The organism is Streptomyces stoeckheimensis (genome assembly GCF_045822005.1).
Lineage (GTDB): Bacteria > Actinomycetota > Actinomycetes > Streptomycetales > Streptomycetaceae > Streptomyces > Streptomyces stoeckheimensis.
This window is the reverse complement of record NZ_CP169550.1, coordinates 1768344-1795287: the sequence shown is the minus strand read 5'-3', so window position 1 is coordinate 1795287 and position 26944 is coordinate 1768344. Positions and strand designations below refer to the sequence as shown.

Genomic DNA, 26944 nt, shown 5'->3' with positions numbered 1-26944 from the left:
GTCCGGTGCGGCGAGAGCGCGTGCCAGGCGTCGCGCGGCAGACGGGAGTTTGACGACAGGCCCTAGGGCCCGTCACCGCCGTCCGGCTACCAGGCCAGGTCCTCCAGGGCGTCCAGGTCCAGTACGGCCGGGGCCTCCGGCTCGGCCGCGCCCGTCAGGGGGAGCTCAGCCCAGATCACCTTGCCGCGGTCCGTGTAGCGGGTGCCCCAGCGCTCCGCGTACTGGGCGACGAGGAACAGGCCGCGCCCGCCCTCGTCGGTCGTGGCCGCGTAGCGCAGGTGCGGCGAGGTGCTGCTGCCGTCGGAGATCTCGCAGATCAGGGTGCGGTCGCGGAGCAGCCGGACCCGGATCGGCGGGGTCCCGTAGCGGATGGCGTTCGTGATCAGTTCGCTGAGGATGAGCTCGGCGGTGAAGGTGACGTCCCCCAGGCCCCACGCGGTGAGCTGCGCCGAGCCCGCGCGGCGGACCCGGGACACGTCCGAGGGGTCCGGGAGCACCTCCCACTCCGCGATCCGCTCGGCCGGCAGCCGCCGGGTGTCGGCGATGAGCAGGGCGATGTCATCGCTCGGCGCCGGGAACAGCAGCGCGGACAGTACGTCGGAACAGGCCTGGTCGGGGCTGCGGTCCGGCCGGGACAGGGCCTCGGTCAGCAGGTCGAGGCCGGTGTCGAAGTCCCGGTCGCGGTCCTCCAGCAGCCCGTCGGTGAACAGCACGAGCCGGCTCGCCTCGGGCAGCTGCAGCTCCACGGCCTCGAAGGGCATCCCGCCGACGCCCAAGGGCAGCCCGATCGGCAGCTCCGGGTACTCGACCCGCCCGTCAGGCCGGACCAGGGCCGGGCCGGGGTGCCCGGCGCTGGCCACGGCGCAGTGGCCGGACACCGGGTCGTACACCGCGTACAGGCAGGTGGCGCCGGTGACGCTCGAGGACTCGCCCTCCCCGGAACCCTCGTCGGCCGAGGACTCGTCCTGGTCGATCCGGTCGATCAGCTCGTCGAGGTGGCCCAGCAGCTCGTCGGGCGGCATGTCGAGCGTGGAGAAGTTGTGCACGGCGGTCCGCAGCCGGCCCATGGTGGCGGCGGCGTGCACGCCGTGCCCCACCACGTCGCCGACGACCAGCGCGACCCGGGCCCCGGCGAGCGGGATCACGTCGAACCAGTCCCCGCCCACCCCCGCCTTCGCGGGCAGGTACCGGAACGCGACGTCCACGGCGCTCAGATCGGGCAGCACCCGCGGCAGCAGGCTGCGCTGGAGGGTCACCGCCACCGCGTGCTCGCGCGTGAACCGGCGGGCGTTGTCGATGGAGACCGCGGCCCGCGCCGCCAGCTCCTCGGCGAAGGACAGGTCCTCCTCGTCGAAGGGCTCGGGGGTGTCGGCCCGCCAGAAGTTGGCCATGCCGAGGACCACCCCGCGGGCCTGGAGCGGTACGGAGATCAGCGAGTGCAGTCCGTAGTCCAGGGCCACCCGGGTGCCGTCGTGGTCCTGGGCCCGCCAGCCGAAGGCGGCGTTCAGATCGGCGGCGAGCACCGCCCGCCCGGCGTCCAGGGCCGTCGCCATCGGCGCGGTCGGCACCACGAAGCGGATGACGTCGCCCACCGGCTGGAGCGGTGAATCCACGCGGATCCCGCTGATGGCGGCCCGGCGCATCTCGGTGTGCGTGCCGCCGCCGGGCTCCTCGCCGCGCAGCACCGGCTCCAGCAGCTCGACGGTGACGAAGTCCGCGAACCGCGGGACCGCGACCTCGGAGAGCTCCTCGGCGGTGCGGACCACGTCCAGGGTGGTCCCGATGCGCACGCCGGCGTCGTAGAGCAGCTGGAGGCGGTCGCGGGCGACCGCGGCCCGGCCCGAGAGCGCGGCGAGCTCGGTGGAGTCGCGCAGGGTGGTCACGGTGCCGGACGGGCGGCCCCCGTAGGGCTTGGTCGGGCGGACGTTCACGGCGAGGAGCCGGTCGCCCGCACGGTGGACCTCGTCGGTGGCGGCCCGCCCGGAGGCCAGCAGCGCGGCCGTGGTCGGATCGAGGCCGAGGTCGCCCACGTGCCGCAGTTCGGCGTCGGCGGGCAGGTCGAGGAGGCGGCGGGCCTCGTCGTTGGCGAGCTGCAGCCGGCCTTCGGCGTCGATGATCAGGACACCCTCGCGGACGGCGTGCAGAACTGCTTCGTGGTGTTCGTTCATCCGGGTCATCTCGGCCTCGCCGAGGCCCCGGGTCTGGCGCCGCAGCCGGCGGCTGACGAGGGCGGCGCCGCCGGTGCCGAGGATCAGGGCACCGGTGGCCGCGCCGAGGAGCAGGGGCAGCTGGCCCTCGACCACGTCGCCGACGTTCTCGACCTCGATGCCGGTGGCGACCAGGCCGACCACGGCGCCCGCGGAGTCCCGGACGGGGACCACGGCGCGGACCACGTCGCTCGGCTTCCCCTGGAACGTCTCGGTGAAGGCCTGTCCGGCCGCGGCGCGGGAGAGGTCGCCGGTGGCGCGTTGGCCGATGAGCTCGGGGCGGGAGTCGGTGTACCGGATCCCGTCGGTGGTCATGACGGCGATGAAATCGACGCCCGAGGCCCGGCGGGCGCCCTCGGCCAGCGGTTGGAGCACGGCGGCGGGGTCGGGGGACTCCAGGGCCGCGGGGAGGCCGGGGGCGTGTGCGAAGGCCTCGGCGGCGGCGAGGGAGCGGTTGCGGGCGTCGCGCTGGCTGTCGTACCGGGCCTGGAAGAACAGGGCCGAGGCGGCGGCCGTGATCAGCACCAGGACGAGGATGGCCTGGAGGGCGAAGACCTGGCCGGCGACACTGCGGGCGCCGAGCGAGAGGTGGGCGAACAGCCGGGAGAACGGGCGGGCGAGGCGGTGTGCGAGACGGCGCAGGCGACTGCGGCCGGGCCCGGGTGCGGGGCCGGTTCCGGGTTCGTGTCCGGGTGCGTGTCCGGGCCCGGTGACGGGTGGCGACCCGTCCTCGGGCGGGGGCCTGTCCTCGGGCGCTCCTTCGGAGCCCCTGGGTAGGCCAAAACGTCCGGTCATGAGCCATTTCTAACACTGTCGGCGTGGTTTGGGGGAGGCTCCGGAGACCCTAGTGCGGTGGCGGCCGCACGGTACGCGCGGGGGCTCGTGCCGACGTACGAGGTGAAGTGCTGGCGGAAGGTGACCTCGCTGGCGAATCCGGCCCGCCGGGCCACCTCGGTGACCGGATGATCGGTGCGCTCCAGCAGTTTGCGCGCTTCGTCCAGACGGTGGCCCAGGAGCCATTTGTGCGGGGTGGTGCCGGTCGACGCGGCGAAGTGCCGGGCGAAGGACCGCGGGGACATCCCGGCCCACCGGGCCAGGGTGGCCACGTCCAGCGCCTCGTGCAGCCGCCCGAGCGCCCGCTCCCGTACGAGGGCCAGCGCCTCGGCGGTCCGGTCGGCGACCGGGGTCGGGCGGTCCAGGTACTGGGCGTGTTCGCCGGTGCGGAAGGGGCCGGTCACCATCGAGCGGGCGATGGCGGCGGCCGCCTCGGAGCCGTGGGCCTCGCGGACCAGGTGCAGGCAGAGGTCGATCCCGGAGGCGACCCCTGCGGAGGTCCACAGCCCGTCATCCCCGACGTACAGCGGAGCCTCCTCGACGCGCACGGCGGGGTACCGCCCGGCCAGCGCCGGGGCCAGCGACCAGTGGGTCACGGCCCGGCGGCCGGCCAGCAGCCCGGCTTCGGCGAGGATGAAGGCGCCGGCGCACAGGGCGGCCACCGGGATGCCCCGGGCGTGGGTGTCCCGCAGGACGGCGAGGACCGGCTCGGGCGTCGGGTCGGAGGGCCGGTCCAGCGCGGGGACCACGACGAGGTCGGCGTCGGCGAGCCAGTCGAGCCCGCGGTCCGGGGTCAGGGTCAGCCCTCCGGGGAGCGGGATCGGGCCGGTGTCGAGGGCACACCGGCGGAGCTCGAAGGGCGGTACCCCGCTGTGGCCGCGGTCGTGCCCCCAGACCTCGGTGATGACGGCCAGGTCGAAAGCGCGGATGCCGGGCTGAACGACGATCGCAACGCGGTGCATGGCCGTGAGTCTGCCACGGAGGCCCCGCCGAAGGGGAGGGCCGAGCCTTCGGTAGATCCCGCCGCGCGGCCCTGACCTGGGGCGGAGCCGGACCGTGGGCCGCTCCGGGCCCGGATCTGCCACCTTGGCAGGATCCCATCGGTTCGGGGGCCGGGTGGTACTGGTTCGAGGGGGAGGGGCCGCCCAGGATGAGGGCATGACGAACGAGAGCACGACCCCGAAGACGCAGACGGCCCAGACGACCGCGGCCCCGACCGCGGCCCCGACCGCGACCCCGGCCGCGACCGGCATCGAGATCGCCGCGAACAGCGCCCTGCTGGTCATCGACGTCCAACAGGGCTTCGACGAAGCCGACTTCTGGGGGCCGCGCAACAACCCGGCCGCCGAGGAGAACATCGCCGCGCTGATGGACGCCTGGCAGGAGACCGGCCGTCCCCTCGTTCTCGTCCAGCACGCTTCCCGCATGGCCGGCTCCGTCCTCGCGCCGGACCGGCCCGGGTACGCCTTCAAGGACTTCGTCGCCGAGCGGGCCGGCCGGGCCGCGCTGCACGTCACCAAGTCCGTGAACTCCTCCTTCTACGGCACGCCGGACCTCGCCGACTGGCTCACCGCCCAGGGCGTCGGACAGCTCGTCATCACCGGGATCCAGACGAACATGTGCGTCGAGACCACGGCCCGGATGGCCGGGAACCTGGGCTACGAGGTCCTCGTGCCGCTCGATGCCACGCACACCTTCGACCTGGCCGCCGAACCCGGCCCGGACGCACCCCGGCTGACGGCCGACCAGCTCGCCACCGCCACCGCGGTCAACCTCCAGGGCGGCGGCTTCGCCCGGATCGTCACCACGGCGCAGCTCGTGACCGCGGCCCGCACCGCCGCGCCGGCCCCCGCCCGGGCCTGACCCGGCCGCGGGTGGGCCCTGCGGGGCTGGATCCTTCCAGCCCGCCCGGCGTTTGAGGGCGCGAGCGCGCAGCGCTCGTACGAGGTCCGGGGCAGAGCCCCGGGGAACGGGCGAAGGCGGGTAGGGGACCCCCCACGGGGCCGCCCCGCCCCGCCCGGCCCGCCCGGCCCGCCCGGCCCGGGAAACGCCGACGGCCCGGACCCCCGTCAGGGGATCCGGGCCGTCGCCGGTGAGGGCGGGACGACGTCAGAGGACGTCGGCCGCGATGCTCTCCGCCACACGCTCCAGCAGCGGCCCCGCGTTCGGGATGCTCACCGCCGGGTCCGGCTCGAGGTCCGTGAGCGGGTAGGCCCGCTGGATGCCGGCGGCCTGGAGGGCCTCCTGCGTCAGCAGCAGGCGGCCGCAGACCGCGACGACCGGCTTGCCCGCCGCGCGAGCCGCCGCCGCGACACCGGCCGGGGCCTTGCCGTGGAGGGTCTGCTCGTCCAGCGAACCCTCACCGGTGATGACCAGCGTGGCCCGCTCCAGCGCCGGCGCGAAGCCGAGCACCTCGAGCATCAGCTCGATGCCGGGACGGAACGAGGCGCCGAGCAGCAGTGCCCCGTAGCCGATGCCGCCCGCTCCGCCCGCGCCCGGCGAAACCGCCGCCTCGGCGGCCAGGGAGCCGATCGACTTCTCCAGGACCACCGCGAAGTGCGCCAGCGCCGCGTCCAGCGTCGCCACGTCCTCGGGCGACGCCCCCTTCTGCGGGCCGTAGACCGCCGGAGCGCCCTTCGGACCCGTCAGAGGGTTGTCCACGTCGCTCGCCAGGACGAAGTCGACCTCCTTGATGCGGGGGTCGATGCCCGACAGGTCGGCCGAGGCCAGCCCGGCCAGCGCGCCGCCGCCCGGACCGACCGGTTCACCGTTCGCATCCAGGAACACCGCGCCCAGCGCCGCCAGCATGCCCGCGCCGCCGTCGGTGGTGGCGCTGCCGCCCACACCGAAGACGATCGAGCGCGCTCCCGCGTCGAGTGCGGCCTTCAGCAGTTCGCCGGAGCCGTAGGTGGTCGCCGTCAGCGGGGCGAAGACACCCGCCGGCAGCAGCTGGAGCCCGGAGGCCTCCGCCATCTCGACCACCGCGGTGCTCCCGCGCAGGGCGAAAGCGGCCGTGACCTGGTCACCGAGCGGTCCGGTGACCCGTACCTCCCGGCGTTCGAACCCGGCCGCCACGGCGGCCGCGACCGTACCGTCGCCGCCGTCCGCGACGGGGAGGGTCTCGATCTCCACGCCCGGTACGGCCTTGCGAAGGCCGGCCGTCACCCGCTCCGCGACCTGAACGGCCGTGAGCGAGCCCTTGAATTTGTCCGCGGCGATGAGCACGCGCGCGGTCTCAGTTACTGCTCCGTCCGTCACCTTGCTAATCCCTTGCTATCGAACAGTGCAGTCGCGCCACCCCTGAGCCTATCCGGAGGATCCTCCTATGCCCATGCGTGGCCTGGGCCACACACGGCGCGGCATGCCCCCAAAGAGGGACATACGCCCGCATAGTGTGGCCGCATGAGCACGGATTCACTGGAACAGCCACGTCCGGATTCCCCAGGTGGAGGGTCCGAAGGCCCCGGCGACGGTGCCGGCGGGAACGGCGGCGCCGACGCCACCGACGGCACTCCCGACCGCACCGTCGTCACCATCGGAGTGATCTCCGTCCTGGCGGTGGTCGCCTGGGCGGCCCTCGGGAAGAGTTCCTTCGACTCGGCGTCGAGCAGCGCGCTGGCCTGGGTGCTCGGCAACTTCGCGTGGCTCTTCGTGATCGCCGCCGATGTGTTCCTCGTCATGTGCGTCGTGCTCGCGATCAGCCGCTTCGGCCGGATCCGCCTCGGCAAGGACGACTCGGAGCCGGAGTTCACGAACCTCGCGTGGATCGCGATGATGTTCAGCGCGGGCATGGGGATCGGGCTCATGTTCTACGGGGTGGGCGAGCCGCTCACCCACTACCTGAACCCGCCCCCGGCCTCCGGCGCGGCCCCCGGCACCGGCGACGCCGCCCGCGCCGCGCTCGACTACTCCTTCTTCCACTGGACCCTCACCCCCTGGGCGATCTACGGCATCGCCGGCCTCGCCCTCGCCTACGCGACCTTCCGCAAGGGCCGCGGCAACCGCCTCAGCTCCGCCTTCGTCCCCCTCATGGGCGAGGAGCGGGCCAACGGCTGGCCCGGCAAGGCCATCGACCTGCTCGCCGTGTTCGCGACCGTCTTCGGCACCGCCACCAGCCTCGGCCTCGGCGCCCTCCAGGTGTCCAAGGGCCTCAACATCACCACCGGGATCGAGGACTCGACCACCGTCGAGCTGATCATCATCGTCTCCCTCTCCGCCGCCTTCGTGCTCTCCGCCTTCTCCGGGCTGCACAAGGGCGTCAAATGGCTCAGCACGATCAACATCGTGCTCGCCGCGGCCCTGATGACCTTCGTCTTCGTCCTCGGCCCGACCGTCTACATCCTCGACGTGATCCCGGCGAGCATCGGCAGCTACCTGCACGAACTGCTCCCCATGGCCACCCGCACCGGCGCCTTCACCGACAGCGAGTGGCTCGGCGCGTGGACGATCTTCTACTGGGCGTGGTGGCTCTCCTGGGCGCCCTTCGTCGGCACCTTCATCGCCCGCATCTCGCGCGGCCGCACCATCCGCGAGTTCCTCGTCGGCGTGCTCCTGGTGCCCAGCGGCGCCACCGTCGTCTGGTTCTGCGTCATGGGCGGCACCGCGATCCGCCTCGACTCCACCGGCGTCGCCGACATGGCCGCCAAGGCCAAGGAGGGCACCGAGGCCTCGCTCTTCGCGATGCTCGACGCGCTCCCGCTCGGCACGGTCACCTCGTGGATCGCGATGCTCCTGGTGATGACGTACTTCGTCACCAGCGCCGACTCCGCCTCCCTCGTCATGGGCTCCCTCACCAGCCGCGGCTCCCTGAACCCGCCGACCTGGCTCGTGGTCACCTGGGGCGTGCTGATGGCCGCCGTGGCCGCCGTACTCCTCGTCGCGGGCGGCCTGAAGTCCCTGCAGACGGCCACCATCCTGGTCGCGCTGCCGTTCGTGGTCGTGATGCTGCTCCTGTGCTGGGCCCTGGTGAAGGAACTGCGCGAGGACCCGGGCGCGGGCCCCGTCCGCCAGCACGCCCTCCACGGACTCCGGGACGCGGTCAAGGCCATGGTCGGCGACGCCATCACCGAACGGGGCCCGGCCCGCCACCCCCGCCTGCGCCGCGTGGCGGAGTCGAGGAACCGCGACCGGGAGGACGGGCCGCCGGGCGGCGGCACCGGGGAAGAGTGATCGCCGGCCACCCGGGGCGGCTGGGTAGGGTGGCGGCGTGACGACCACGGATGACTTTGCCACCTACATCGCGAGCCTGCCCCGGGTGCTGGCCGGAGCGGCCGCCCTCTTCCGGGACGCCGAGGGCCGGGTGCTCCTCGTCGAGCCCAACTACCGGGAGGGCTGGACGCTGCCGGGCGGCACCATCGAGTCGGACACGGGGGAGTCCCCGCGCACGGCCGCCCGCCGGGAGAGCGCCGAGGAGATCGGCATCGACGTGCCGCTCGGCCGGCTGCTCGCCGTCGACTGGTCGCTCGGCGAGGGCCGGCCCCCGCTCGTCGCGTACCTGTACGACGGCGGCGTGCTCGACGCCGCGCAGCTCGCCTCCATCAAGCTCCAGGAAGAGGAGCTGATCTCGTGGCGGCTGGTGGAGCAGGCCGAGCTGACGGACCATCTGCTCGGGTCCCTGGGCCGGCGCACCGTGGAGGCGTGCCGGGTCCTCCAGACCGGCGAGGGCACCGTGGAGCTGGAGAACGGCCGCAGGCCGCAGGCCTCGTAGCCCCGTCCGCTCGTTATTCCGTGCCTACACCGAGCAGGACAGAATTCAGCAAATGATCACGATGTACGCCTGGCCCAGCACCGCCGACGGGCCCGACGCCCTGCCCATGGTCCACTTCACCACCGACCAGCAGGAGAGCGGCGAGGTCACCCCCGACGGGGTGCAGGTCTGGATGTTCGACACCGCGATCCGCGACGGCGGTTGGGCCCAGTTCACCGACTTCGAGGCCTGGTCCGCGCCGGCCGAGGGCTGGCAGGCCTTCTACCGCCGCGAGGACGACGTCCTCGCCGTCACCGGCCCCGGCTCCTGCGAGGGCTGGTACCAGGGCGGCCTCGGCGCCGACTCCGACTGGGTGGGAGCGGCCGCCGCCCAGCAGAGCGTGGTCCTGCTCGCGGCCCCCGTCCAGCACCCGTCCCTGTACGCCTACGCGGTCGAGGCGGGCGCCGCCTTCGCGCTGCTGGTCCCGCTGGTGGTCATCTAGCCGTGGATTCCCTCCCCGCGGACCCCGCGGTCCTCCACCCGCTCCCGGACCAGCCCCGCGTGGTCCTGCTGAAGCCGCTGGTCACCTCGCCGCTGATCGAGGTGGGGGAGTACTCGTACAACGACGACCCGGACGATGCGACCGCGTTCGAGACCCGCAACGTGCTCTACCACTACGGGCCCGAGAAGCTGGTCATCGGGAAGTTCTGCGCGCTGGGCACCGGGGTCCGCTTCCTCATGAACGGTGCCAACCACCGCATGGACGGCCCCTCCACCTTCCCGTTCCCCATCATGGGCGGGTCCTGGGCCGAACACTTCGACCTGCTCTCCGGCCTGCCCGGCCGGGGGGACACCGTCGTCGGCAACGACGTCTGGATCGGCTACGGCGCCATGGTCATGCCCGGGGTGCGCATCGGGCACGGCGCGATCATCGCCGCCGGCGCCGTGGTCGTGGACGACGTCCCCGACTACGGGATCGTCGGCGGCAACCCGGCCACCCTCATCCGCACCCGTTACACCGACGGGGAGATCACCCGCCTGCTCGCCCTCGCCTGGTGGGACTGGCCGGTGGAGCACCTCACCCGGCACATCCGCACCGTCATGTCCGGCACCGTCGCCGACCTCGAAGCGGTGGCACCCCCGCCGCCTGACAGACTCCGCGCCGTGACGACCGACCACGTCTCCGGCCCGACGCTGACCACCGGTGAGGGCGACCGCGAGCTCGACGGCCGGCTGACCGAAGAACTCATCGCCTTCAACACGGCCGCCACCGGCGTGTCCGACCGCGGCACGTTCTCGGTCAAGGTCACCGATGAAGCGGGCGAACTGGTCGGCGGACTGTCCGCGTGGACCTGGGGCGCGATGTGCGGCATCGACCTGCTCTGGGTGCGCGACGACAGCCGCGAGGACGGCTGGGGCGGCAGGATCCTGCGGGCGGCGGAGACGGAGGCCCGGCGACGCGGCTGCGATCGCGTGGCCGTCTCCTCGTTCACCTTCCAGGCCCCGGGCTTCTACCAGCGCCACGGCTATGTCGAGACCGCCCGGATCCCGGGCATCCACGGAGAGCACGAGGACGTGCACCTGCTGAAGCGGCTGACCGGGGCGCCGTAGGCCCTAGAGCTGCTCGGCCCCGGACTCGAAGGCCAGGAGGCGGACCTTGCGGTCGATGCCGCCGCCGTAGCCGGTCATGGAGCCGGACGCCCCGATCACGCGGTGGCACGGCACGATGATGCCGACCGGGTTCTTCCCGTTGGCCAGCCCCACCGCGCGCGAGGCGTTCGGCTTGCCGAGCTTGGCGGCCAGCTCCCCGTAGGACCAGGTCTGCCCGTAGGGGATCCGTACGAGCTGTTCCCACACGCTGCGCTGGAACTCGGTGCCTTCCAGCCGGACCGGCAGGTCGAACTCGGTGAGCTCCCCGGCGAAGTACGCGGTCAGCTGCCGCACCACCTCCGGAAAGGGCTCCTCGCCCGCCGCGACGCGCTCCCCGAAGGACTCCTCGGCCGGGCGGTGGCGCTGAGCGGTCATGTAGAGGCCGCAGAGGAAGCCGTCGGCGGCGACGAGGGTGAGCGGCCCGTAGGGGCTGTCCACGACGGTGTGCTGCCGGGTGCGGGTTGCGCGGCTCGTGCTGCTGCTCATGATGCTCGTACTCCTCGGAAATCGGTGGAAGTCGGTGGGGGGTCAGACGGGCAGGACGTTGATCGCGTGGTCCTCGGTGGCCCACAGGTACTGCACGGCGTACGCGCGCCAGGGCCGCCAGTGCGCCGCGCGCCCCGTCAGCGCCGCGGGCGTGGAGGGCAGACCGAGCGATTTCGCGGCCCGCCGGATCCCCAGGTCGGCCGGAATGAAGGCGTCCGGGTCGCCCAGCGCCCGCATCGCGATGATCTCGGTGGTCCACGGCCCGAAACCGGGCAGCGCGCCCAGCCGGGCGCGGGCCGCCTCCCAGTCGCTGTCGATGCCGAGCGGGAGCGAGCCGTCGGCGAGGGCCGAGACGAGCGTGGTGAAGGTGGTCCGCCGGCTGCGCGGCAGGGCCAGGGACTCCGGGTCCAGCCCGGCCAGCGCCTGCGACGTGGGGAACAGGTGGGTCAGCCCGCCCTCGGGGTCGGGATCGGTCACCGGCTCGCCGAGGGCGCGGACCAGGCGGGCCGCGTGCGTACGGGCCGCCGCGGTGGACACCTGCTGGCCGAGCACCGCCCGTACGGCGAACTCCTCCGCGTCGACGGTACGCGGCACCCGGCGGCCGGGAGCCTTGGCCACGAGCGGGGCCAGCAGCGGGTCGGCGCTCAGCTGCTCGTCCACGGCCTCGGGGTCCGCGTCGAGGTCCAGGAGCCGACGGCAGCGGCTGATCGCGATGGTGAGGTCGCGCAGGTCGGTGAGGGCGAGCCGGCAGCCGATGTGGTCGGGCTGCGGGGTGAGGGCGACGACGCCGGTGCCGTACGGCAGCCGGAGCGTGCGGCGGTAGGCGCCCGCCCGCCACTCCTCGACCCCGGGGACGGCGGTCGCGGCGAGGTGGCCGAAGAGGTTGTCGGGGGTGAGCGGGGCCCGGAAGGGCAGCCGCAGGCTGATGGTGCCCGGCACCTGGCCGGGTCCGGCACCCGGGACGGCCCCCCGGCCGGCCGCCCGCGCCCGGAGCTCGCTCGGGGCCAGGGCGAAGACCTCTCGGACGGTGTCGTTGAAGGTCCGGATCGAGGAGAACCCGGCGGCGAAGGCGATGTCGCCCATCGGGAGCGCGGAGGTTTCGATCAGCAGCCGGGCGGTCTGCGCGCGCTGGGCCCTGGCCAGGGCGAGCGGCCCCGCGCCGAGCTCGGCGCCCAGCTGGCGCTCCACCTGACGGGCGGAGTACCCCAGGCGGGTGGCCAGCCCCGGGACGCCCTCACGGTCGACCACGCCGTCCTGGATGAGGCGCATGGCGCGGGCGACGGCGTCGGCGCGGGCGTTCCACTCGGGCGAGCCGGGGGAGGTGTCGGGCCGGCACCGCTTGCAGGCCCGGTAGCCGTTCTGCTGGCAGGCGGCGGCGCTGGGCAGGAAGGTCATGTTCTCGACCTTGGGCGGTACGGCGGGGCAGCTGGGGCGGCAGTAGATGCCGGTGGTCCTCACGGCGGTGAAGAACCAGCCGTCGAACCGTGCGTCCTTCGACTGGACGGCCCGTACGCAACGCTCCGTGTCGGTGTACATGGCTCCCATCCTCCCGGCCGGCCGGGCCCCGGGCTGGCGGTTTTCCGACACCAAGCCTATGCGCGCCGTGCCTCCGGTAGGGGTGCCCGGGGATGCGGAAGGACCCCCGGCTGCCTGGTGGCGGACGGGGGCCCTTGCGTGCGCGTACAGCGGGGCTACGGGGCCTGGGTGGCCCTTGCCTCGCGGCGGTTGTGGCGGAACGTGTTCGCGCGACGGGTCGTCGCGAACAGCGGGATGGTCGCCGCCAGAGCGATCTGCAGCGCGCAGCCGGTCTGGAGCAGCAGCCCGCCGCCCGGCGCGTCGAACGCCCACGCGGCCAGCAGGCCCATCGCCGCGACGATCCAGCTGAGCATCGCCACCGCGAGGACACCCCGCGGCTTGGGGTACTCGACCCGGCTCACCATCAGCCAGGCCACGCCGACGATCGCCAGCAGGGTCGGGATGAACGGCAGCTCCAGCAGCACGATCGAGACGACCGTCAGCGCACCGAAGGGGCTCGGCATGCCCTGGAACATGCCGTCCTTCATCGCCACGCAGCTGAATCTCGCGAGGCGCAGGACCACGGCCAGCAGGACGACGATCGCCGCCAGCGCCGACATCTTCTGCACCGCGTCGTCGGCGACCATGCCGTAGACGAGGACGAAGTACGCCGGAGCCAGCCCGAAGCTGATCAGGTCGGACAGGTTGTCCAGCTCCGCACCCATCGGCGAGCTGCGCAGCTTGCGGGCCACGATGCCGTCGAAGAGGTCGAAGACCGCCGCGAGCAGCATCAGTATCACGGCCGTGGCCGCGCTGCTGCGGGCCATGCCCGACTCGCCGCTGCCGGTGAGGTGCGGGATGAGGATCCCGGTGGTGGTGAAGTACACCGCCATGAATCCGCACGTCGCGTTGCCGAGGGTGAGGGTGTCCGCTATCGACAGCCGCAGTGACAGCGGCATGTCGTCCTCGGTGGACTCCTCCTCGGACGACGCCTCGGGCACCCAGCCCGCAGCCGGGGTTTCAGGTTCAGTCACGGTCAATTCGGGTCACCCCCGCGGTGGTGGCCTGTCCGACCTCGACCGCGACCTCGACGCCCTCGGGGAGGTAGATGTCGACGCGGGAGCCGAAGCGGATCAGACCGATGCGTTCGCCCTGCTCCACCTTGGTGCCGGCCGGCAGGTACGGGACGATGCGACGGGCGACGGCGCCGGCGATCTGCACCATCTCGATGTCGCCGAGTTCGGTGTCGAAGTGCCAGACGACGCGCTCGTTGTTCTCGCTCTCCTTGTTGAACGCCGGAACGAATCCACCGGGGATGTGCTCCACGGACGTCACCGTGCCCGCGAGGGGCGCGCGGTTGACGTGGACGTTCAGGGGGCTCATGAAGATCGCGACGCGGGTGCGCCCGTCCTTCCACGGCATGATGCTCTGCACCACACCGTCGGCGGGGGAGATGACCCGGCCCTGCGTGATCTCGCGCTCGGGGTCGCGGAAGAACCACAGCATGCCCGCCGCGAGCGCGGTGGTGGGCACGGCCACTGCCGCCCAGCGCCCGGACTTGCGGGCCCGGGTGAGGCTGAGGGCGGCGGTGGCGACGGTCGGCAGAAGCCACGGCGATGCTCCGCGCGCGAGGCGTCCACCGAGGAGGCCGACGCGAGGTGCAGAGGTTTGGCTGTGGGGCATGGATGACCTTCGTAGCGGGTGATGCCGCGCCGCAAACGGGGGGACGGGACGGCGGCTTTACTGGAATGCTATCGGTTGCGCGCAACAACTGGGCAAGCCAGAAGCCGAGTCGATGGCCGTGAGCCAGTGACTGCTAGTGACTCTTTTGCGGAAAACCACTGGATGATTTACCGCAAAAGGGACTTTCAGCCCTGGAGCCGGTACTCCTCGAGCAGGCGTCGCCCGATGATCATTTTCTGGATCTCGGCGGTACCTTCACCGATGAGCAGCATGGGTGCCTCTCGGTAGAGACGCTCGATCTCGTACTCCTTCGAGAAGCCGTAGCCACCGTGGATGCGGAACGCGTCCTCCACCACCTCCTTGCAGTACTCGGAGGCGAGGTACTTCGCCATCCCTGCTTCGAGGTCGTTTCGTTCCCCGGAGTCCTTTTTGCGTGCTGCATTGACCATCATCGCATGGGCGGCTTCGACCTTGGTAGCCATCTCGGCCAGCTTGAACTGGATCGCCTGGTGCTCGGCGATGGCCTTGCCGAAAGTGTGACGTTGCTGGGCATACGAGACACCCAGCTCGAACGCACGCTGCGCGACGCCGCAACCACGGGCCGCCACGTTGACGCGGCCGACCTCGACCCCGTCCATCATTTGGTAAAACCCTCGGCCGGTCTCCCCGCCCAGGACCCGATTGGCCGGAATGCGCAGTCCGTCCATGATGAGCTCGGTGGTGTCGACCCCCTTGTAGCCCATCTTGTCGATCTTGCCCGGGATGGTCAGGCCGGGACGGACCTCGCCGAAGCCGGCTTCCTTCTCGATCAAGAAGGTCGTCATCGACTTGTGGGGCGCGGTGCCCTCCGGGTGTCCTTCGTCACTGCGGACGAGGACGGCCACGAGCGTGGACGTGCCGCCGTTCGTCAGCCACATCTTCTGGCCGTTCAGGACGTACTCGTCGCCGTCCTGCACCGCCTTGGAGGTGATGGCCGACACATCCGAGCCGAGCCCCGGCTCGGACATCGAGAACGCGCCGCGCACCTCGCCCAGCGCCATCCGCGGAAGGAAGTACTCCTTCTGCTCCTGGGTGCCGTGCTGCTTGAGCATGTACGCCACGATGAAGTGCGTGTTGATGATGCCCGAGACGGACATCCAGCCGCGCGCGATCTCCTCGACGCACAGCGCGTAGGTGAGCAGGGACTCACCCAGGCCGCCGTACTCCTCCGGGATCATCAGGCCGAAGAGGCCGAGTTCCTTGAGGCCGTCGACGATCTGCTGCGGGTACTCGTCCCGGTGCTCCAGCTCGGTCGCGACCGGGATGATCTCCTTGTCGACGAACTCCCGGACGGTCTTGAGGATGTCCCTCTGGTCGTCCGTCAGGCCGGCGGTCTGGGCAAGTCGGCTCATGGTTCTACTTCCCCTGTTCCTTCAGCGTGGGGCGGCCGGGCTGCTCGCCGCCGCGCTCCTTGATGTACGTCTCGGTCGGGACCATCACCTTGCGCCGGAAGACGCAGACGAGGGTGCCGTCCTGCTTGTAGCCCTTGGTCTCCACGTAGACGATGCCGCGGTCGTTCTTCGACTTGGACGGGGTCTTGTCGAGGACCGTGGTCTCGCCGTAGATCGTGTCGCCGTGGAAGGTCGGCGCCACGTGGCGCAGCGACTCGATCTCCAGGTTGGCGATGGCCTTGCCGGAGACGTCCGGCACCGACATGCCCAGCAGCAGCGAGTAGATGTAGTTGCCCACGACGACGTTCTTGCCGAAGTCGGTCGTGTTCTCGGCGTAGTTGCTGTCCATGTGGAGCGGGTGGTGGTTCATGGTCAGCAGGCAGAAGAGGTGGTCGTCGTACTCGGTGACCGTCTTTCCGGGCCAGTGCTTGTAGACCGCGCCGATCTCGAACTCTTCGTAGGTGCGTCCGAACTGCATCGGGATCAGGCCTCCGGGATCTCGAACTTGGTGGTGCGCTGCATGCCGGCGGCGCGGCCCTTGCCCGAGATGACCAGTGCCATCTTGCGGCTGGCCTCGTCGATCATCTCGTCGCCGAGCATCGCGGAGCCCTTCTTGCCGCCCGCCTCGGAGGTGCACCAGTCGTACGCGTCGAGGATCAGCTCGGCGTGGTCGTAGTCCTCCTGGGACGGGGAGAAGACCTCGTTGGCCGCGTCGACCTGGCCGGGGTGCAGTACCCACTTGCCGTCGAAGCCCAGGGCCGCCGCACGGCCCGCGACCTCGCGGTAGCCGTCGACGTTCTTGATCTGGAGGAAGGGACCGTCGATCGCCTGGAGGTCGTGCATGCGGGCCGCCATCAGGATCCGCATCAGGATGTAGTGGTAGGCGTCCGCGCCGTAGCCGGGCGGCTGCATGCCCACGACCAGGGACTTCATGTTGATGGAGGCCATGAAGTCGGCCGGTCCGAAGATGATGGTCTCCAGCCGCGGCGAGGCGCCGGCGATCGCGTCGACGTTCACCAGGCCCTTGGCGTTCTCGATCTGCGCCTCGATGCCGATCTTGCCGACCTCGAAGCCCATCGTCTTCTCGATCTGCGTCAGCAGGAGGTCGAGGGCCACGACCTGCTGGGCGTCCTGGACCTTCGGCAGCATGATGCAGTCGAGGTTCTGACCGGCGCCCTCGACGACCGTGATCACATCGCGGTACGTCCAGTGCGTGGTCCAGTCGTTGACGCGCACCACGCGGGTCTTGCCGGTCCAGTCGCCGTTGTTCAGCGCGTCCACGATCGTGTGGCGGGCGCCCTCCTTGGCGAGCGGGGCGCAGGCGTCCTCCAGGTCCAGGAAGACCTGGTCGGCCGGCAGGCCCTGGGCCTTCTCCAGGAACCGGGGGTTGGAACCCGGCACCGCGAGGCAGGAGCGGCGCGGCCGCAGCCGGTTGACCGGGGAAGAGGGCGTGGTCATGCGGGGACCTCCGTGCTTGCGGTGATGTCTGTGATTGAGGTGTCGTCGGCGTCGCCGAGCGGGTGGAGCTTGTTCGCCTTGCGGATCTCGTCGACGATACGGCCGATGATCTCCGTGATGCCGAAGTCCTTCGGGGTGAAGACCGCCGCCACCCCGGCCTCCTTGAGCGCCACGGCGTCGGCATTCGGAATGATGCCGCCGAGCACGACGGGGATGTCACCCGCCCCCGCCGCGCGCAGGCGTTCCAGCACGTCCGGGACGAGCGCGCTGTGCGAGCCGGACAGGATGGACAGTCCCACGCAGTGCACGTCCTCGGCCAGGGCCGCCGAGGAGATCTCCTCGGGGGTCAGCCGGATGCCCTGGTAGACCACCTCGAAGCCGGCGTCGCGGGCCCGTACGGCGATCTGCTCGGCGCCGTTGGAGTGCCCGTCCAGGCCGGGCTTGCCGACCAGCAGGCGCAGCCGGCCGGAGCCGAGGTCCTCGGCCGTACGGGAGACCTTCGCGCGGACGAGGGCCATGGGGGTCCCCTCCTCGGCGGTCACGGCCACCGGGGCCGAGGAGACCCCGGTCGGAGCCCGGAATTCGCCGAACACCTCGCGCAGCGCGCTCGACCACTCGCCGGTGGTGACACCGGCGCGGGCGCACTCCAGGGTGGCCTCCATCAGGTTCTCGTCCCCGGCGGCGGCCTCCTTGAGCCGGTCCAGGGCCTGCATGACCGTGGGGAAGACGAACGGGTCGCCGCCGCCCTGCCGCTCCGAGGACTCCTGGCGCTCGGCCTTCCAGCGGCCGATGCGCTCGACGGTCTGCGCCTCCAGGGCCCCGTCCACCGTCATGATGGCGCCGTCCAGGTCGGAGGTGAGCGGGTTCTCCTCGGTCTGCTGGAAGCAGTTGACGCCGACGATCTTGTCCTGGCCGTCCTCGATCCGGGCCCGCCGCGCGGCGTGCGAGGAGACCAGCTCGCCCTTGAGGTACCCGGACTCGACGGCCGCCATCGCGCCGCCCATCTCCTGGATCCGGTCGATCTCGGCCAGGCACTCGGCCACCAGGGACTCGACCTTGGCTTCGATCACGTGCGAGCCGGCGAAGATGTCCTCGTACTCCAGCAGGTCGCTCTCGTGGGCCAGGACCTGCTGGATGCGCAGCGACCACTGCTGGTCCCAGGGCCGTGGCAGGCCCAGCGCCTCGTTCCAGGCCGGCAGCTGCACGGCGCGGGCGCGGGCGTCCTTGGAGAGGGTGACCGCGAGCATCTCCAGCACGATGCGCTGGACGTTGTTCTCCGGCTGCGCCTCGGTCAGGCCCAGGGAGTTGACCTGGACGCCGTAGCGGAAGCGCCGCTGCTTGTCGTTCTCGATGCCGTAGCGCTCGCGGGTGACCTTGTCCCAGATGCGGCCGAAGGCGCGCATCTTGCACATCTCCTCGATGAAGCGGACGCCCGCGTTCACGAAGAAGGAGATCCGGGCGACGACCTCGCCGAACCGCTCCGGCGGGACCTGGCCCGAGTCGCGCACCGAGTCCAGGACTGCGATGGCCGTGGACATCGCGTACGAGATCTCCTGGACCGGAGTGGCCCCGGCCTCCTGCAGGTGGTAGCTGCAGATGTTGATCGGGTTCCACTTCGGGATGTGGTTGACCGTGTACGCGATCATGTCCGTCGTCAGGCGGAGCGAGGGCCCGGGCGGGAAGACGTGCGTCCCGCGCGAGAGGTACTCCTTGACGATGTCGTTCTGGGTGGTGCCCTGGAGCTGGGCGATGTCCGCGCCCTGCTCCTCGGCGGCCACCTGGTAGAGCGCCAGCAGCCACATGGCGGTGGCGTTGATCGTCATCGAGGTGTTCATCTGTTCCAGGGGGATGTCCTGGAACAGCCGCCGCATGTCGCCCAGGTGGGAGACCGGGACCCCGACCCGGCCGACCTCGCCGCGGGCGAGGATGTGGTCGGGGTCGTAGCCGGTCTGCGTCGGCAGGTCGAACGCGACCGACAGGCCGGTCTGGCCCTTGGCGAGGTTGCGGCGGTACAGCTCGTTGGACGCCTCGGCCGTGGAGTGGCCGGCGTACGTCCGCATGAGCCACGGACGGTCCTTCTGGCGCTCTGTCATCTCAGGCTGTCCCTTTGGCCTTTGAGGGGTCTCAGATGTTGCGGAAGCGGTTGATCGCGTCCAGGTGCGTGGCGCGCATCTCGTGGTCCTTGACGCCGAGGCCTTCCTCGGGGGCCAGGCAGAGCACGCCGACCTTGCCCTGGTGGAGGTTGCGGTGGACGTCGTAGGCGGCCTGGCCGGTCTCCTCCAGGGAGTAGACCTTCGACAGGGTGGGGTGGATCTTGCCCTTCGAGACCAGGCGGTTGGCCTCCCAGGCCTCGCGGTAGTTCGCGAAGTGCGAGCCGATGATCTTCTTCAGGGACATCCACAGGTAGCGGTTGTCGTACTCGTGCATGTAGCCCGAGGTCGACGCGCAGGTGGTGATGGTGCCGCCCTTGCGGGTGACGTAGACCGAGGCGCCGAAGGTCTCGCGGCCCGGGTGCTCGAAGACGATGTCGATGTCCTCGCCGCCGGTGAGCTCGCGGATGCGCTTGCCGAAGCGCTTCCACTCCTTCGGGTCCTGGGTGTGCTCGTCCTTCCAGAACTTGTAGCCCTCGGCGTTGCGGTCGATGACCGCCGTCGCGCCCATCGCCCGGCAGATGTCGGCCTTCTCCGGGGAGGAGACCACGCAGATCGGGTTGGCGCCGCCGGCCAGCGCGAACTGGGTGGCGTACGAGCCGAGCCCGCCGCTGGCGCCCCAGATCAGGACGTTGTCGCCCTGCTTCATGCCGGCGCCGTTGCGGGAGACCAGCTGGCGGTAGGCGGTGGAGTTGACCAGGCCGGGGGAGGCGGCCTCCTCCCAGCTGAGGTGGTCGGGCTTGGGCATCAGCTGGTTCGACTTGACCAGCGCGATCTCCGCCAGGCCGCCGAAGTTGGTCTCGAAGCCCCAGATCCGCTGCTCGGGGTCGAGCATCGTGTCGTTGTGGCCGTCGGAGGACTCCAGCTCGACCGAGAGGCAGTGCGCGACGACCTCGTCGCCCGGCTTCCAGGCGTTCACGCCGGGGCCGGTGCGCAGGACGACGCCCGCGAGGTCCGAGCCGATGATGTGGTACGGCAGGTCGTGGCGCTTGGTGAGCTCCGAGAGGCGCCCGTAGCGCTCCAGGAAGCTGAAGGTGGAGACCGGCTCGAAGATCGAGGTCCACACCGAGTTGTAGTTGACCGAGGAGGCCATCACGGCGACCAGGGCCTCGCCCGGGCCCAGCTCGGGGAGCGGGACCTCGTCGAGGTGCAGGGACTTGCGGGGGTCCTTCTCGCGGGTGGTGAGCCCGGCGAACATCTCCGCCTCGTCCTTGTGCACGGTGATCGCGCGGTACGAGTCGGGGAGCGGCAGGGCAGCGAAGTCGGCGGCCGTCGCGGCCTGCGACTGGATCGCGTCCAGGATGTCCTTCACGGTGTTGCCTCCGGCCGTGCGCTGATGAGGGTGCGCTGAGGGAAACGGGGTGCGTTGAGCTGCTGTGCGGCGAAGCGATGGGGGTGGAGCGATGAGCGTGGAGCGATGTGTTGGGGCGCCGTCGATTCGGCTGGGGTGGAGCTGCGCGTTGCCTGTGGTGGGGCGGTGCGGGAGGCCTGGTGACGCAGGCATCCGGGGCGCGTTCCGTGCCGAGTGGGCTGGACCGCGGGGACATCCGGACGAGATTCAACGTATGGCACCCCGTGTCACTCAGCAAGGCACCGCGTGCCAAAACTTTCTCTCATTTGCCGATTGACCTGCACCGATGAGCGATGATCGATCAAAGTTACCCGCGAGTAGGGGCAACTCGGACAAACGAAAGCGGCCGCCCCCGGAACGGGAGCGGCCGCTGTGACGTGTGTCGCCTTGGCGTTCGTCTACTTGTTTCTGAGTGCCTCTTCGATGGTCCGCATGACCTCGTCCAGCGGGGCGTCCGTACGGGCCACCGCGACCAGTACCTCGCCCTGCGTCCGCACCGAGGCCGGCGGAGCGGCGGCGGGCTCAGGCACCGGCGCCGTGCTCAGCGTGCGCCCCGCGCCGATCCCGGAACCGAAGGTCTTGCGCACGATCGAGAAGGCGTGGTCGAGCTGCGCCTCCACGTCGCCCTGCCCGCCCGCCCGCAGCCAGCGCCGCAGCACGTGGTTGTGGGCCGTGACCACCGCCGAGGCGGCGACCTCCGCCAGCAGCGGGTCGTCGTTGCCGTCGTGGTGGTCGGTCTCGTCGAAATGGGCCAGCAGGTAGCGGGTGAACAGCCGCTCGTAGCGGGCGACCGAGGCGATCTCCCGCTCCCGCAGCGCCGGCACCTCGCGGGTGAGCCGGTAGCGCTCGACCGACACCGCGGGCGAGGCGGCGTACATCTTCATGACTTCCTTGATCCCGCGGCACACCGTGTCGAGCGGGTGCTCGTGCGCCGGGGCCACGTCGAGGACGGCCTCGGCGCGGGTCAGGGTGTCGTCGTGGTCCGGGAAGATCGCCTCTTCCTTGGACCGGAAGTGCCGGAAGAAGGTCCTGCGCGCGACCCCGGCCACCGAGGCGATCTCGTCGACCGTCGTGGCCTCGTACCCCTTGTTCGCGAAGAGCTCCATGGCCGCCGCCGCGAGCTCGCGGCGCATCTTGAGCCGCTGCGCGGCCGCCTTGGTGCCGGCCGGGGTCTCCGGGGCGTCGGAGACCGCGGAGGCGCGGGGTGAGGTCTTGGCGGGCTGGGACATAGAGCGAAAGTACTTCATTCGTGCGGGAGAGCGCTCCCGAGGGGGGTGGGACGGGATGGGATGCGGGGGAGGACTCGCACTGGGCACACAGTGCTCCTCGGGAGGGTTCGTCCGCCGTGAGGGTCCGGCGGACCCGAGCAGCCCTCCCCACGCATCCGGCTCTTGCGCCTGCCGCGGGTTACCGGCGGGGGGCGTACTCACGGAATCCGCGGCCGGTCTTCCGGCCCAGGCAGCCCGCGGCGACGAGGTGCTCCAGCAGCGGGGACGGGGCCAGGCCCGGGTCGCGGAACTCCTTGTGCAGGACCTGCTCGATGGCCAGCGACACGTCCAGGCCGACCACGTCGAGGAGCTCGAAGGGCCCCATCGGGTAGCCGCCGCCCAGCTTCATCGCCGCGTCGATGTCGTCGATGCCGGCGTAGTGCTGCTCGACCATCTTGATCGCGTTGTTGAGGTACGGGAACAGCAGCGCGTTCACGATGAAGCCGGCCCGGTCCCCGCAGTCCACCGCGTGCTTGCGCACCTGGCCGCAGATCCCGCGGACCGTCGCGTGCACGTCGTCGGCGGTCAGGACGGTCCGGACCACCTCGACCAGCTTCATCGCCGGAGCCGGATTGAAGAAGTGCATGCCGATCACGTCCTCGGGACGCGAGGTCGCGCGGGCGATCGCGATCACCGGGAGCGAGGAGGTCGTGGTGGCGAGCACCGCACCGGGCTTGCACGCCTTGTCCAGCGCCCGGAACAGCTCCTGCTTCACCTCCAGGTCCTCGGCGACGGCCTCCACGGCCAGGTCCACGTCGGCGAAGGCGTCCAGCGAGCCCGCCGCCGTGATCCGGCCCACGGTGGCGGCGGCGGCCTCCGCCGTCAGCCGGCCACGGTCCACCGCACGGGCCAGCGACTTGCCGATCGCGGCCTTCGCCGCGTCCGCCTTCTCCTGGCTGCGGGCCGCCAGCACCACGGGGAAGCCGGCCTGCGCGAAGACCTGGGCGATCCCGCTCGCCATGGTGCCCGAACCGGCCACGCCGACCGAGTTCACCGGACGGCTCGCCCGGACCAGCTCCCCGTCCGGCGGGGTCTGCAGGTCACGGACGACGACCTGGCTGCCCGGGGCCTCGTACGTGTAGAACCCGCGCCCGGACTTCTGCCCGGTCAGACCCGCCTCGGCGAGGTGGCCGAGGATCGGGGCCGGGGCGTGCAGCCGGTCGCCCGAGGCCGTGTACATGGCCTCCAGGACGGTGCGGGCGGTGTCCACGCCGATCAGGTCGAGCAGCGCGAGCGGGCCCATCGGCAGGCCGCAGCCCAGCTTCATCGCCGCGTCGATGTCCTCGCGGGAGGCGTACTTCGCCTCGAACATGGCGGCGGCCTGGTTCAGGTAGCCGAACAGCAGGCCGTCGGCGACGAAGCCCGGGCGGTCGCCGACCGCGACGGGCTCCTTGCCGAGCTCGCGGGCCAGCGTGGTGACCGCCTCGACCGCCGGCGGGGCCGTCAGCACGCTGGAGACGACCTCGACCAGCTTCATCGCGCTGACCGGGTTGAAGAAGTGCAGGCCGACCACGCGCTCCGGGCGCTGGGACTCGGCGGCCATCCGCGTCACCGACAGGGCGTTGGTGCCGGTGGCCAGGATCGCGGTGGGCCGGACGATCGCGTCGAGCTCGCGGAAGATCCGCTGCTTGAGCTCGTAGGACTCGGGGACCACCTCGATGACGAGGTCGGCGTCGGCGGCGGCGCCGAGCTCGGAGAAGGTGCGGAAGCGGGCGAGCACCGCCTCGCGCTCCTGCTCGGTGAGCTGCTCCTTGGCGACGGAGCGGGCCGTGGCCGCCGCGAGGGCCGCGGTGGCCCGGCGGGCGGCGGCCTCGCTGACGTCGATGCCGATGACCTCGCGGCCGGCCCGGGCGAGGACCTCGGCGATGCCGGAGCCCATCGTGCCGAGGCCGACGACGGCGATCGTCTGCAGGGCGGGGCGGGAGGGGGACGACTGACTGGACGTGGACGGAAGGTCCATCGCGGGACTCCAGTGGAAGAGGGTGACGACTGAGGGGGCGCGCGGAGCGCACGGCGCGCGCGGATGCCGTACGGAGAAGCCGTGCGGAGAAGGCCGTGCGGAGAAGCCCGGGGGGTGTCCCGGGGATTCCGGAGACTCCCGGAGGGAAGCAGCCCTGAGGAAAGCAGCCCTGAGGGCGGAAACGGCGGAGCCCTGTCCCGGGGTCACGCCGTGGAGAAGTGTGGTCGTGCAGAACCGACTGGTACGAGGTGGCTGCGTCACCAGGCCGCCCTCGTACGTGTTGTAGGGACAGTAACCCGTTGGTAACTGGTCCGCCAGAGCGCGGAGATGTGACCTGTACCGCCCAAATGTACCGATCATCGATCATCGATCAACCGGCTCTCGAGAACCCGGCGCGGCGGCCGTCGCGGCCCCCTAGGGTGGCCGGGTGAACGACGTGTTGGAGCGCCTGCGGGCCGAAGCCGGGCAGGCTCCCGGAGGCGAGGAGCAGTACGCGGCGCTGCTCGCGGCGGACGCGGACGGCCTGGCGGCCTCCCTGACCTCCGCCGGGCAGCACCTGTGGGCCCGCGAACTGGCCGCGTACCGGCTGGGGCTGGCCGGCGACCGGCGCGCCTTCGAATCCCTGGTCCTGCTGCTCAACCACCGGGACCCGCCGCGCTGCGAGGCCGCCGCCCAGGCCCTGGCCGTCCTCGGGGACCCGCGCACCGCCCGCGCGGCGGCGGCACTGGCCACGAACGAACTGCGCACGGCCTACGCCCTGCACCCGGTCCGGCTGCTGGCGGCGCTGCGCGCCCCGGAGTCCGCCCCGGCGCTGATCCGCACCCTGTCGCGGCTGCTCGCACCGCACGACCCGTACTGGCGGGTGGCCCTGGCCTGCGTGGAGGGGCTGGGCGCGCTGGCCGACCAGCGGGCCCGGGAGGTCCTGACCCGGGCCCAGTCGCACCCCCGGCTGGCCGTGGCGGCGACGGCGGCCCTGCGGGGGCTGGGCGTCAGCTAGCGAGCCGGGCGTCAGCTGGCGACGCCGGGCCTCAGCCGGCGAAGCCGGTCTTGAACCCGGTGCCGAAGCCGGCCCCGGGACCGGTCCGGAACCCGGTCTCCGTCTCGGGCCCGGAGTGCGACCCGGTCCCGGCCGGCTCCGGGAGGACCGCGAAGGCCTCGATCTCCATCAGCAGTTCGGGCCGGAACAGCGCCGCCACCTGGACCGCCGAGGAGGCCGGGAGGCGGTCCGGGGCGATCACCTCGTCACGGGCCTCCCGTACGGCCGGGAGGTGGGCGACGTCCGTGACGAAGTACGTCAGCTTCACCACGTCCTCGAAGCCGGCCCCGGCAGCCGCCAGGCAGCGGCGCAGGTTCTCGAAGACCTGCCGGGCCTGGGCGGCGGCGTCGCCCTCTCCGACCAGCTCCCCCTTCTCGTCGAAGGCGCACTGTCCGGACACGGCGACGAACCGGCCCGTGCCCCAGACGACGTGGCTGTAGCCGGTGCCCGGGGCCACGCCCTCGGGCGCGGCGATGCGGGTGAGGTGGTTGTCCTGTGAGGTGCTCATGGGCACGATCTTGCCCGCTGTACGGCTAGGGCACCCCTAGCTCCGGAAACCCAGCAGGCCGTGGAGGGCCGCGCCGCCCGCCGACGGCGGGACCGCGCGGGTCGCCGGGATCGGGGTGGGGGCCGCCTGGGCGGGGCAGACGGCGTCCGCGGCCTTGCCCGTCAGCAGGTACGAGGCCAGCTTCTCGTCGAGGCACTTGTTGCCGCTCAGGGCGATGCCGTGGTTGCCGCCGCCCTCCTCGACCACCAGCGCCGAGCCCGCGAGCTTGCGCCGCATGCTCACCGCACCCTCGTACGGGGTCGCCGCGTCCTCGGTCGCCTGGAAGAGGAGAGCCTGCGGGAGCGCCGAGTTGGTGACGTCCGGGGCCTGGAGCGGCTCGCCCGGCCAGAACGCGCAAGGGGCGTTGTACCAGGCGTTGTTCCAGGTCATGAAGGGGGCCTTGGCGTGCGTGCGCCACATGTCGGCCCGCCACTGGTTCCAGTTCCTGGGCCAGGCCGAGTCCCGGCACTGCACGGCGGTGTACACGCTGTAGCTGTTGCCCGCAGAGGGCTCCACCGCGCCGAACTTCTCGTACGCGGAGACCAGCGGCTTCGGGTCGCCCTCCACCGCGTACGCCGCGAAGGCCGTCGCCAGGTGGGGCCAGTAGCCGTTGAAGTAGCCGCCCGGCATGAAGGTGTCCTCCAGCTCCGCCGGGCCCACCTTGGCGCCCGCCGGGGCCGTGCGCAGCGCGGTCCGCATCTCGTACCAGCGGGCCTCGACCTCGGCGGGGTCGGTGCCGAGGTGGTACGTGGCGTCGTACCGGGCGACCCAGGCCATGAAGGCCTTGTGGCGGGAGTCGAAGGCCTGGTCCTGGGCGAGGTTGTCCTCGTACCAGACCCCGGCCGGGTCGACGACGGAGTCCAGGACCAGGCGGTGCACGCGGTCGGGGTGGAGCTTGGCGTACACCGCGCCCAGGTAGGTGCCGTAGGAGTAGCCGAAGTAGCTCAGCTTGTCCGCGCGCAGGGCGGTACGGAGCACTTCGAGGTCGCGGGCCGCCGACACGGTGCCGATGTGCGGGAGGACGTCGGCGTGCTTGGTCTGGCAGGACTCGGCGAAGGACTTCACCCGCTCCAGGTTGGCCCGCTCGGTCTCCTCGTCCAGCGGTACGGAGTCGGGCCGTACGGGTGTGAAGTGGCCCGCTCCGCAGTCCAGGGCGGGCTCGCTCTTGCCGACTCCCCGGGGGTCGAAGCCGATCACGTCGTACTGGGCGGCCACGTCCTTGGGCAGTGCGGAGGCGATGAACCCGGCCAGAGTGCGGCCGCTGCCGCCGGGCCCGCCGGGGTTGACCAGCAGCGGGCCCTGGGAGCGGGCGGCCGTGTGGGGGACCCGGGTCAGGGCGAGGGAGATCTGCCGGCCGGCCGGGCTGTCGTGGTCGAGGGGAACCTTGAGGGAGGCGCACTGGAGCGTCGGGTAGCGGGAGGTCGCGCAGTTGGACCACTTCAGGGCCTCGGCGGCCGGGGCCGTCGCTGCCGCTGCCGGTGCCGCGGCCGTGATCGGGCTCGCCAGGGCGGCGGCGAGGGTGGACACGGCCAACAGGACGGCGGCGCGCCTCAGGGCGGGACCGGGCTTGCTCTCCTTCATCGGGCGCAGCGTCGGGTGCAGCGTCGGGTACAGCATGGGGCCTCCCAGCCGAGGGTTCTGGGCGGAATCGTCCCGGAACCTGTGCTCGGAAGGGGGGATTGG

At 71.8% G+C, this 26944-nt stretch carries 22 protein-coding genes and 1 pseudogene; 7 read left to right on the top strand and 16 right to left on the bottom strand.

The genetic code is table 11. The features are described 5' to 3' along the window. Positions 1-86: 86 nt before the first annotated feature. Positions 87-3002, bottom strand: a complete 2916-nt coding sequence (locus ACE1OC_RS08470; protein ID WP_407836480.1) for a SpoIIE family protein phosphatase — start codon at positions 3000-3002, stop codon at positions 87-89. Continuing rightward, a complete protein-coding gene (locus tag ACE1OC_RS08465) occupies positions 2999-4003 on the bottom strand; it encodes a GlxA family transcriptional regulator (RefSeq protein ID WP_407836479.1) in 1005 nt (334 codons plus the stop codon). The genes ACE1OC_RS08470 and ACE1OC_RS08465 overlap by 4 nt, the downstream gene beginning before the upstream one ends. 289 nt (positions 4004-4292) lie before the next feature. Between ACE1OC_RS08465 and ACE1OC_RS08460 the strand changes: the two genes are divergently transcribed. Further along, positions 4293-4904, top strand: a complete 612-nt coding sequence (locus ACE1OC_RS08460; protein WP_407841512.1) for a cysteine hydrolase family protein — start codon at positions 4293-4295, stop codon at positions 4902-4904. 246 nt (positions 4905-5150) lie between these two features. Here the strand turns inward: ACE1OC_RS08460 and ACE1OC_RS08455 are convergent, their stop codons facing one another. Continuing rightward, complete coding sequence (locus ACE1OC_RS08455; RefSeq protein WP_407836478.1) at positions 5151-6299, bottom strand: glycerate kinase; 1149 nt, start codon at positions 6297-6299, stop codon at positions 5151-5153. A 144-nt stretch (positions 6300-6443) separates the two neighbouring features. Here ACE1OC_RS08455 and ACE1OC_RS08450 point away from each other — a divergent pair, with 144 nt between their 5' ends. The 5 genes and pseudogenes from ACE1OC_RS08450 (at position 6444) to ACE1OC_RS08430 (ending at position 10338) form a co-directional block, all read left to right on the top strand. Then, on the top strand, positions 6444-8210 hold the full coding sequence (locus ACE1OC_RS08450) for a BCCT family transporter (RefSeq protein ID WP_407836477.1): 1767 nt from the start codon (positions 6444-6446) through the stop codon (positions 8208-8210). A 37-nt stretch (positions 8211-8247) separates the two neighbouring features. Beyond that, on the top strand, positions 8248-8748 hold the full coding sequence (locus ACE1OC_RS08445) for an NUDIX domain-containing protein (RefSeq protein WP_407836476.1): 501 nt from the start codon (positions 8248-8250) through the stop codon (positions 8746-8748). A 52-nt stretch (positions 8749-8800) separates the two neighbouring features. Then, entirely contained in the window at positions 8801-9229 is a 429-nt protein-coding gene (locus ACE1OC_RS08440; RefSeq protein WP_407836475.1) for a hypothetical protein, read from the top strand. Between the two features lie 2 nt (positions 9230-9231). Continuing rightward, positions 9232-9864, top strand: a pseudogene (locus ACE1OC_RS08435) (CatB-related O-acetyltransferase); the annotation flags it as partial. Then, positions 9859-10338 carry a GNAT family N-acetyltransferase gene (locus ACE1OC_RS08430; RefSeq protein ID WP_407841511.1) on the top strand — a complete coding sequence of 160 codons (480 nt, stop codon included), beginning with the start codon at positions 9859-9861 and terminating at the stop codon, positions 10336-10338. The pseudogene ACE1OC_RS08435 and the gene ACE1OC_RS08430, both read left to right, overlap by 6 nt. 3 nt (positions 10339-10341) lie before the next feature. Here the strand turns inward: ACE1OC_RS08430 and ACE1OC_RS08425 are convergent, their stop codons facing one another. The 11 genes from ACE1OC_RS08425 to ACE1OC_RS08375 form a co-directional block, all read right to left on the bottom strand. Then, a complete protein-coding gene (locus tag ACE1OC_RS08425) occupies positions 10342-10863 on the bottom strand; it encodes a methylated-DNA--[protein]-cysteine S-methyltransferase (protein WP_407836474.1) in 522 nt (173 codons plus the stop codon). Between the two features lie 42 nt (positions 10864-10905). Next, on the bottom strand, positions 10906-12399 hold the full coding sequence (locus ACE1OC_RS08420; RefSeq protein WP_407836473.1) for an AlkA N-terminal domain-containing protein: 1494 nt from the start codon (positions 12397-12399) through the stop codon (positions 10906-10908). A gap of 155 nt (positions 12400-12554) precedes the next feature. Next, positions 12555-13337: a CDP-diacylglycerol--serine O-phosphatidyltransferase gene (gene pssA, locus ACE1OC_RS08415; protein WP_266912559.1), complete on the bottom strand. Its 783-nt coding sequence runs from the start codon at positions 13335-13337 to the stop codon at positions 12555-12557. Between the two features lie 67 nt (positions 13338-13404). After that, positions 13405-14061: a phosphatidylserine decarboxylase gene (locus ACE1OC_RS08410; protein ID WP_250740415.1), complete on the bottom strand. Its 657-nt coding sequence runs from the start codon at positions 14059-14061 to the stop codon at positions 13405-13407. Between the two features lie 185 nt (positions 14062-14246). Beyond that, positions 14247-15452, bottom strand: coding sequence for an acyl-CoA dehydrogenase family protein (locus ACE1OC_RS08405; protein WP_250740414.1), 1206 nt, complete (start codon positions 15450-15452; stop codon positions 14247-14249). A 4-nt stretch (positions 15453-15456) separates the two neighbouring features. Then, positions 15457-15969, bottom strand: a complete 513-nt coding sequence (locus tag ACE1OC_RS08400) for a MaoC family dehydratase (RefSeq protein ID WP_053681718.1) — start codon at positions 15967-15969, stop codon at positions 15457-15459. A gap of 5 nt (positions 15970-15974) precedes the next feature. Next, on the bottom strand, positions 15975-16949 hold the full coding sequence (locus ACE1OC_RS08395) for an HpcH/HpaI aldolase/citrate lyase family protein (RefSeq protein WP_254381043.1): 975 nt from the start codon (positions 16947-16949) through the stop codon (positions 15975-15977). Continuing rightward, positions 16946-19042, bottom strand: coding sequence for a protein meaA (locus tag ACE1OC_RS08390; RefSeq protein WP_407836472.1), 2097 nt, complete (start codon positions 19040-19042; stop codon positions 16946-16948). Before ACE1OC_RS08390 ends, ACE1OC_RS08395 begins: the two co-directional genes overlap by 4 nt. A 31-nt stretch (positions 19043-19073) precedes the next feature. Continuing rightward, the gene (gene ccrA, locus ACE1OC_RS08385; RefSeq protein WP_407836471.1) at positions 19074-20411 is read right to left on the bottom strand and encodes a crotonyl-CoA carboxylase/reductase; all 1338 of its coding nucleotides are present in this window, start codon (positions 20409-20411) and stop codon (positions 19074-19076) included. A 437-nt stretch (positions 20412-20848) separates the two neighbouring features. Continuing rightward, positions 20849-21679, bottom strand: a complete 831-nt coding sequence (locus tag ACE1OC_RS08380; protein WP_407836470.1) for a TetR family transcriptional regulator — start codon at positions 21677-21679, stop codon at positions 20849-20851. A 178-nt stretch (positions 21680-21857) separates the two neighbouring features. Beyond that, entirely contained in the window at positions 21858-23678 is a 1821-nt protein-coding gene (locus ACE1OC_RS08375; RefSeq protein ID WP_407836469.1) for a 3-hydroxyacyl-CoA dehydrogenase family protein, read from the bottom strand. Positions 23679-24105: 427 nt separating this feature from the next. Between ACE1OC_RS08375 and ACE1OC_RS08370 the strand changes: the two genes are divergently transcribed. Then, positions 24106-24675 carry a HEAT repeat domain-containing protein gene (locus ACE1OC_RS08370; protein WP_407836468.1) on the top strand — a complete coding sequence of 190 codons (570 nt, stop codon included), beginning with the start codon at positions 24106-24108 and terminating at the stop codon, positions 24673-24675. Positions 24676-24706: 31 nt separating this feature from the next. Here ACE1OC_RS08370 and ACE1OC_RS08365 read toward each other — a convergent pair whose 3' ends face one another. Together ACE1OC_RS08365 and ACE1OC_RS08360 are read right to left on the bottom strand one after the other, a co-directional pair. Then, a complete protein-coding gene (locus ACE1OC_RS08365) occupies positions 24707-25222 on the bottom strand; it encodes a RidA family protein (RefSeq protein ID WP_407836467.1) in 516 nt (171 codons plus the stop codon). Positions 25223-25258: 36 nt separating this feature from the next. Next, positions 25259-26842 (bottom strand): alpha/beta hydrolase, encoded by a 1584-nt coding sequence (locus ACE1OC_RS08360; RefSeq protein WP_407841510.1) that lies wholly within the window; start codon positions 26840-26842, stop codon positions 25259-25261. Positions 26843-26944: the final 102 nt, after the last annotated feature.

Excerpts from the sequence above, each read along its gene's own strand:
- ACE1OC_RS08440 (WP_407836475.1), top strand. The coding sequence starts at position 8,801 with ATGATCACGATGTACGCCTGGCCCAGCACCGCCGACGGGCCCGACGCC.
- ACE1OC_RS08405 (WP_250740414.1), bottom strand. The coding sequence starts at position 15,452 with ATGAGCCGACTTGCCCAGACCGCCGGCCTGACGGACGACCAGAGGGAC.
- ACE1OC_RS08470 (WP_407836480.1), bottom strand. The coding sequence starts at position 3,002 with ATGACCGGACGTTTTGGCCTACCCAGGGGCTCCGAAGGAGCGCCCGAG.
- ACE1OC_RS08400 (WP_053681718.1), bottom strand. The coding sequence starts at position 15,969 with ATGCAGTTCGGACGCACCTACGAAGAGTTCGAGATCGGCGCGGTCTAC.
- ACE1OC_RS08365 (WP_407836467.1), bottom strand. The coding sequence starts at position 25,222 with ATGAGCACCTCACAGGACAACCACCTCACCCGCATCGCCGCGCCCGAG.
- ACE1OC_RS08360 (WP_407841510.1), bottom strand. The coding sequence starts at position 26,842 with ATGAAGGAGAGCAAGCCCGGTCCCGCCCTGAGGCGCGCCGCCGTCCTG.
- ACE1OC_RS08465 (WP_407836479.1), bottom strand. The coding sequence starts at position 4,003 with ATGCACCGCGTTGCGATCGTCGTTCAGCCCGGCATCCGCGCTTTCGAC.
- ACE1OC_RS08390 (WP_407836472.1), bottom strand. The coding sequence starts at position 19,042 with ATGACAGAGCGCCAGAAGGACCGTCCGTGGCTCATGCGGACGTACGCC.
- ACE1OC_RS08410 (WP_250740415.1), bottom strand. The coding sequence starts at position 14,061 with ATGCCCCACAGCCAAACCTCTGCACCTCGCGTCGGCCTCCTCGGTGGA.
- ACE1OC_RS08395 (WP_254381043.1), bottom strand. The coding sequence starts at position 16,949 with ATGACCACGCCCTCTTCCCCGGTCAACCGGCTGCGGCCGCGCCGCTCC.
- ACE1OC_RS08420 (WP_407836473.1), bottom strand. The coding sequence starts at position 12,399 with ATGTACACCGACACGGAGCGTTGCGTACGGGCCGTCCAGTCGAAGGAC.
- ACE1OC_RS08380 (WP_407836470.1), bottom strand. The coding sequence starts at position 21,679 with ATGTCCCAGCCCGCCAAGACCTCACCCCGCGCCTCCGCGGTCTCCGAC.
- ACE1OC_RS08425 (WP_407836474.1), bottom strand. The coding sequence starts at position 10,863 with ATGAGCAGCAGCACGAGCCGCGCAACCCGCACCCGGCAGCACACCGTC.
- pssA (WP_266912559.1), bottom strand. The coding sequence starts at position 13,337 with ATGCCGCTGTCACTGCGGCTGTCGATAGCGGACACCCTCACCCTCGGC.
- ACE1OC_RS08375 (WP_407836469.1), bottom strand. The coding sequence starts at position 23,678 with ATGGACCTTCCGTCCACGTCCAGTCAGTCGTCCCCCTCCCGCCCCGCC.
- ACE1OC_RS08450 (WP_407836477.1), top strand. The coding sequence starts at position 6,444 with ATGAGCACGGATTCACTGGAACAGCCACGTCCGGATTCCCCAGGTGGA.